This window comes from Streptomyces sp. NPDC090106, from assembly GCF_044747265.1.
In the GTDB taxonomy this organism is placed as follows: domain Bacteria; phylum Actinomycetota; class Actinomycetes; order Streptomycetales; family Streptomycetaceae; genus Streptomyces.
Genome location: NZ_JBIVDS010000039.1, coordinates 1 through 6,454, shown reverse-complemented (window position 1 = coordinate 6,454; position 6,454 = coordinate 1). Strand labels below are relative to the sequence as shown.

Below are 6,454 nucleotides of genomic sequence, written 5' to 3'. Positions count from 1 at the left end.
TGGGTTGCGGCCAGGATCTCCGCGATGTGCAGGGGGCGCATGGGGGAGTCCAGGCGGGACATGGTGCCGCCGATGTGCATCAGGCAGGAGTTGTCCGCCGCACACAGCACACCGGCGCCGGTCGATTCGGCGTTGCGGACCTTGTCCGCACCCATCGCGGCGGAGACGTCGGCGTTCTTGACGGCGAAGGTGCCCCCGAAGCCGCAGCATTCCTCCGCTCCGGGAAGGTCGACGAGTTCGAGTCCCTTGACCGCTTCCAGCAGGCGGCGGGGCCGGTCGGCCAGGCCCAGGCCGCGCAGGCCGTGGCAGGTGGGATGGTAGGTCACCTTGTGCGGGTAGTAGGCGCCCACATCCGTCACCCCCAGGACGTCGACCAGGAACTCGGTGAGTTCGTAGGTCTTGGGCACCACCGGTGCCAGGGCGGTGGCCAGGGAGTCGCCGCGGCCTTCGGCCCGGGCGCGTTCGCCCATGCGGGGGTAGAGCTCGCGGACCATGGCTCCGCAGGAGCCGGAGGGAGTGACGATGGCTTCGTAGCCGGCGAAGACATCGGAGAAGTGGCGGGCCAGGGGTTCGGCCTCGTGGCGGTAGCCGGTGTTGTAGTGGGCCTGTCCGCAGCAGGTCTGGCCCATCGGGAAGTCGACCTCGACACCCAGCCTGGTCAGCAGTTTCACCACAGCGCGCCCGGTATCGGGATACAGCGTGTCGTTGACGCAGGTCAGGAACAGAGCGACACGCATCGCAGCTCCTAGTAGTTGATGGATGAGGTACGGAGGGGAAGGCACCGCGCCTGCCCTACGGCGCGGAGAGTCGTCCTTCCGCCTCCGCCCACGCGGCGGCGTCACCGCCCGGTGTGTAGCTCTGGAGCTGCTGAGTACGCGCGAGCAGAGCCCGCATGCTCGCCAGAGAGCCGACGTCACCCTGAGCACGGGCCTGTACCAGCACGTTCCCGAGCGCCGCCGCCTCCGTCGGACCGGCCACCACCGGCAACCCGCAGGCATCGGCGGTCAGTTGGCACAGCAGGGTGTTCCGGGTGCCGCCACCCACGATGTGCACCACGTCCACCGGCCGGTCGGCCAGTCGCCGGGCGTCCCGGATCGCCCGGCGGTGGGCCAGGGCGAGGGAGTCGATGATGCATCGGGTGATCTCGGCCCGGGTCGTGGGCACCGGCTGGCCCGACGCCCGGCAGGCCTCGGCGATCCGCTCCGGCATCCGCCCCGGCGCCAGGAACGCCGCGTCACCCGCGTCCACCACCGACCGCAACGCCGGCACCCCGGCCGCGTCGCGCAACAGAGCCGTCAGATCAGGGTTGCCCCAGTCCCGTACGCATTCCTGGAGCAGCCACAGCCCCATCACATTGCGCAGGTAGCGGACCGTGCCGTCCAGACCCAGCTCATTGGTGAAGTTGGCGGTCCGGCTCTCGTCCGTCAGCACGGGCGAGTCGAGCTCCAGCCCCGCCAACGACCAGGTACCGGTGCAGATGTAGGCGAAGTTCCTCTCGGTCGCCGGTACCGCGGCCACCGCCGACGCCGTGTCGTGCGAACCGACCGCCGTCACCGGCACCGGCCCGGTCAAGCCGATCTCGGCCAGCACCTCGGACCGCAACACCCCGGCAGGATCGCCGGGTTGGCGCAGCGGCGCGAACAGGCCGAGGTCGATGCCGAGGCGGTCGGCGATGTCCTGCGACCAAGTGCCCGTTCGGGGATCGATCAGCTGGGTGGTGGAGGCGTTGGTCAGTTCGGTGCCCTGCTCCCCCGTCAGCCAGTAGGACAGCAGGTCCGGTATGAGCAAGAGGCGCTCGGCGCGGGCGAGTTGCCCGTGCTCCCGGGCGGCCACCAGCTGGTACAGGGTGTTGAAGGGCGCGTACTGGAGCCCTGTGTGGGCGTACAGCTCGGTGGCGGGCACTGTCGCCCAGACCTTCTCGGGCACGCCCTCGGTGCGGTTGTCGCGGTAGTGGACGGGGTTGGCGAGGAGTGCGCCGTCGGCGTCGAGGAGGCCGTAGTCCACAGCCCAGCTGTCGATGCCGATCGAGTCGGCCTGTCCGGCGGCCCGCAGTCCGTCCAGCACACCGCCGTAGAGGGCGAGGACGTCCCAGCGCAGGCCTTCCGGAAGGCGCACCGGCCGGTTGGCGAACCGGTGCGCTTCGGTCAGCTCCAGGCTGTCGGGGCCGACGCGGCCGACCATGACCCGCCCACTGGAGGCGCCCAGGTCGACCGCGGCGTACGTCTTCGGAGACGTGCTCGCAGACGTGTTCACGGACGTGCTCATCGCAGGAACGCCGCCGCCACACCCGCATCGACGGGGATGTGCAGGCCGGTGGTGTGCGTCAACTCCCCACCCGTGAGGGCGAAGACGGCGTTGGCGACGTGCTCGGGGAGCACCTCCCGCTTGAGGATGGTCCGCTGGGCGTAGAACTCACCGAGCTTCTCTTCCTCGATGCCGTAGGTCGCGGCGCGTTGGGCGCCCCAGCCGCCGGCGAAGATCCCGGAGCCGCGGACGACGCCGTCGGGGTTGACACCGTTGACCCGGATGCCGTGCTCGCCCAACTCCGCCGCCAGCAGGCGGACCTGGTGGGCCTGGTCGGCCTTGGTCGCGGAGTAGGCGATGTTGTTCGGACCGGCGAACACCGCGTTCTTCGAGGCGATGTAGACGATGTCACCGCCCAGCTTCTGCGCACACATCACCCGCGCCGCCTCCCGCGACACCAGGAACGAGCCCCGCGCCATGATGTCGTGCTGAAGATCCCAGTCCCTGGCCGTCGTCTCCAGCAGCGGCTTGGAGATGGAGATCCCGGCATTGTTGACCACCAGGTCCACCCCGCCGAACGCCAGCACCGCCGCCTTGAACGCCTGCGCGATCTGCTCCTCGGAGGTGACGTCCACCCCCACCGCCACCGCCCGGTCGCCGCCTCCCAACTCCTCGGCCACAGCGGCGGCGTTCTCGGCGTTCAGGTCCGCGATCACGACACAGGCGCCCTCGGCGGACAGCCGCTGCGCGATCGCCTTGCCGATCCCGCTGCCGCCGCCGGTCACCAGCGCCACGCGGGTGGCCAGGGGCTTGGGCCGGGGCAGGCGCTGGAGCTTGGCCTCCTCCAGCGCCCAGTACTCGATGCGGAACTTCTCCGACTCCTCGATCGGCGCATACGCCGAGACCGCTTCCGCGCCCCGCATCACGTTGATCGCGTTGACGTAGAACTCACCCGCCACCCGCGCGGTCTGCTTGTCCTTCCCGAAGGAGAACATCCCCACCCCCGGGACCAGCACGATCGCCGGGTCCGCACCCCGCATCGCCGGAGAATCGGGCAGCGCATGCCGCGCGTAGTACGCCGCGTACTCCTCCCGGTAGGCCGCGTGCAGCTCCTCCAGACGGGACACCGCCTCCTCCAGCGGCACTCCCGGGCCCACATCCAGGACCAGGGGACGCACCTTCGTGCGCAGGAAGTGATCCGGGCACGACGTCCCCAGCCCCGCCAACCGCGGATGCTCCGCACGCGCCACGAAGTCGAGGACCGGCTCGGAGTCGTTGAAGTGGCCGACCTGCGGCCGATCCTGAGAGGCGAGCGCCCGGATGTAGGGCGCCAGCGCCGCCGCCCGCTCACGCCGCTCCGCCTCCGGCAGCGGTTCGTACCCGGCGATCACCGCGCCGAAGGGCTCGGGCTTGCCGTGTTCGGCGAGGAAGGCCTCGGCGGTGCGGATGATGTGCAGCGAGTTGGCCTCGCACTCCTGCGCCGACTCACCCCAGGCCGTGATCCCGTGCCCGCCCAGGATGCAGCCGATCGCCTGCGGGTTGGCCGCCTTGACCGCCGCGATGTCCAGACCCAGCTGGAAACCCGGACGCCGCCAGGGCACCCACACCACCCGGTCACCGAAACACTCCGCCGTCAGCTTCTCCCCGTCCGCCGCACACGCCAACGCGATCCCCGAATCCGGATGCAGATGATCCACATGCGCGGCATCCACCAGCCCGTGCATCGCCGTGTCGATCGACGGAGCCGCCCCACCCTTGCCATGCAGACAGAAATCGAACGCGGCGACCATCTCGTCCTCCCGCTCCACACCCGGGTAGACATCCTGGAGCGCGCGGAGCCGGTCGAGCCGCAACACCGCCAGCCCGTCCTCGGTGAGGGTGCCGAGGTCGCCGCCGGACCCCTTGACCCACATCAGCTCGACATCGCCCCCGGTGACGGGGTCGGTGTCGGTGCCCTTGGCGGACGTGTTGCCGCCGGCGTAGTTGGTGTTGCGGGCGTCGGCACCGAGCCGATGGGAACGGGCGATCAGCGCGGCGGCTTCGGGATGGGTGCTCATGACACTTCCTGGGTTGTTGTGAGAGCGGAACGGCTAGGAGCGGAACGACTGAGAGCGGAACGACGACGGGGCCTTCAGCGGCATGGACCCGCTTGGATGCTGCGACGCTCACGCACGTGGGCCCATGGGGACACTGCGGCCCTCAGGGGGCATAAGCCCCCTTGGACGGGTCCGGGGGACGCTTACGCGCCCCAGCCCGCCTGCTCCCCGCCCACCCGCTCGGCGACGATCTTCTCGGCCCAGCCGGACCGGCGGTACGCGGCCATCGGCTCGGGGTCGATGCCGAGTTCCTCGCGGACCTCGCGCAGCAACGGCCGTACGTCCGTGTTGTAGGCGTCCATGAGGACGGCGTTGGCCTCCAGGACATCACCGGCGGCCTGCGCGGCGGCCAGGGCGTCGCGGTCGACGAGGAGGGCCTTGGCGGTGGCCTCCTGGACGTTCATCACCGAGCGGATGACCGCGGGGATCTTGGCCTCGATGTTGTGGCACTGGTCGAGCATGAACGCGACCTCGGGGGTGAAGCCGCCGCCCCGGATGACCTCGTACATGATCCGGAAGAGCTGGAACGGGTCCGCCGCTCCGGCCATGAGGTCGTCGTCGGCATAGAAACGGGAGTTGAAGTCGAACGCGCCGAGCTTCCCCTCGCGCAGGAGCGTCGCGACGATGAACTCGATGTTCGTGCCCGGCGCGTGATGCCCGGTGTCCACCACGACCTGCGCCTTCGGACCGAGCTTGAGGCAGTGGGCGTAGGCCGTGCCCCAGTCCGGCACGTCCGTCGAGTAGAACGCCGGCTCGAACAGCTTGTATTCAAGGAGCATCCGCTGGTCGTCGCCGAGCCGGGCGTAGACCTCGGCCAGGCCCTCGGCCAGCCGGTCCTGACGTCCGCGGATGTCGTCCTGGCCCGGGTAGTTCGTGCCGTCGGCGAACCACAGCTTCAAGTCCCGCGAGCCGGTCGCGTCCATGACGTCGACGCACTCCAGCAGGTGGTCCACCGCCTTGCGGCGTACGGACGCCTCCGGATGGCAGACGCTGCCCAGCTTGTAGTCGTCGTCCTGGAACGTGTTCGAGTTGACGGTGCCCAGCTTCACGCCGCGGTCCTCGGCGTGCTTGGCGAGAGCCGCGTAGTCCTCGACCTTGTCCCACGGTATGTGGAGCGCGACGCTCGGGGTCACTCCGGTCGCGGCGTGCACCTGGGCCGCGTCGTCCAGCTTCTCCCAGGGGTTGCGCGGGACGCCCTGCTGGGCGAACACCTTGAAGCGGGTTCCCGAGTTCCCGTACGCCCATGACGGGGTCTCGACGGTCTGGGTCTTCAGCGCGGCCTTCACCGCGGCGACATCGGTCACTGCTGGGCTCCTGTGACTTCGGATGCGGGGGACGGCCGGTCGGGGGGACATCTCGCCGTCGACTGAAACGATTCATTGAGGAAGCTAGGAGCAGAACGTCGGGGTGTCAACCCACCACCGGGCCCGGCATCGCCGAAATACAGTCGTGACCACGGCCTCGCACATTCACCTGTCCGAAACCATTGACGTGACATGGCTCTCATGCATAACGTCCCGGCAATCCAGTTGAAACCTTTCACAGCGTCGTGGCGGCCCTCTTGGGGCGATGTCCGCGGACGTTGTCGAGGAGCCATCCATGACCACCCATCCGTCCACTGCGGGACCGGCCCCGGTGCTGGCGCTCACGGGCGTCTCGAAGTCCTTCGGGGCCGTGCGTGCTCTGCGGGACGTCTCGTTGGAGCTGTTTCCCGGTGAGGTGCATGCGCTCGCCGGGGAGAACGGTGCGGGCAAGTCGACCCTCATCAAGACGCTGGCCGGGGTGCATCGGCCGGATGCCGGCCAGGTGCTGCTCGACGGTGTGCCCGTCGCCTTCCACGGTCCGGGTGACGCCCGGGACGCGGGCATCGCGGTGATCTACCAGGAGCCCACGCTCTTTCCCGATCTGTCGATCGCGGAGAACATCTTCATGGGCCGCCAGCCCCGGCGGGCGCTGGGCCGGATCGACCACAAGGCCACCCACGACGCCACCCTCGCCCTCATGCGGCGCCTGGGCGTCGAACTCGATCCCGACCGGCCCGCGCGCGGTCTGTCCATCGCGGACCAGCAGATCGTCGAGATCGCCAAGGCGCTCTCCTTCGACGCCCGCGTCCT

The 6,454-nt window shown here is 69.6% G+C and carries 5 protein-coding genes; 1 reads left to right on the top strand and 4 read right to left on the bottom strand.

Features of this window, described 5'->3' with window-relative positions:
• From ACIPSE_RS47125 to rhaI, 4 genes are all read right to left on the bottom strand, one after another.
• A partial coding sequence (locus ACIPSE_RS47125; protein WP_401676358.1) for a (Fe-S)-binding protein occupies positions 1-737 on the bottom strand: 737 nt, incomplete at its 3' end.
• Between the two features lie 55 nt (positions 738-792).
• Positions 793-2,265: a rhamnulokinase family protein gene (locus tag ACIPSE_RS47120; RefSeq protein WP_401676356.1), complete on the bottom strand. Its 1,473-nt coding sequence runs from the start codon at positions 2,263-2,265 to the stop codon at positions 793-795.
• Entirely contained in the window at positions 2,262-4,301 is a 2,040-nt protein-coding gene (locus tag ACIPSE_RS47115; RefSeq protein ID WP_401676354.1) for a bifunctional aldolase/short-chain dehydrogenase, read from the bottom strand. The genes ACIPSE_RS47120 and ACIPSE_RS47115 overlap by 4 nt, the downstream gene beginning before the upstream one ends.
• A 182-nt stretch (positions 4,302-4,483) precedes the next feature.
• Positions 4,484-5,644: an L-rhamnose isomerase gene (rhaI, locus tag ACIPSE_RS47110; RefSeq protein ID WP_401676352.1), complete on the bottom strand. Its 1,161-nt coding sequence runs from the start codon at positions 5,642-5,644 to the stop codon at positions 4,484-4,486.
• Positions 5,645-5,939: 295 nt separating this feature from the next.
• On the opposite strand from rhaI, the gene ACIPSE_RS47105 reads away from it, so the two are divergent.
• On the top strand, positions 5,940-6,454 hold a 515-nt coding region (locus ACIPSE_RS47105; protein ID WP_401676350.1), incomplete at its 3' end, for an ATP-binding cassette domain-containing protein.

What these genes read in the sequence shown, in the direction of transcription:
- ACIPSE_RS47120 (WP_401676356.1), bottom strand. Translation starts at nt 2,265, where the DNA reads ATGAGCACGTCCGTGAACACGTCTGCGAGCACGTCTCCGAAGACGTAC.
- ACIPSE_RS47115 (WP_401676354.1), bottom strand. Translation starts at nt 4,301, where the DNA reads ATGAGCACCCATCCCGAAGCCGCCGCGCTGATCGCCCGTTCCCATCGG.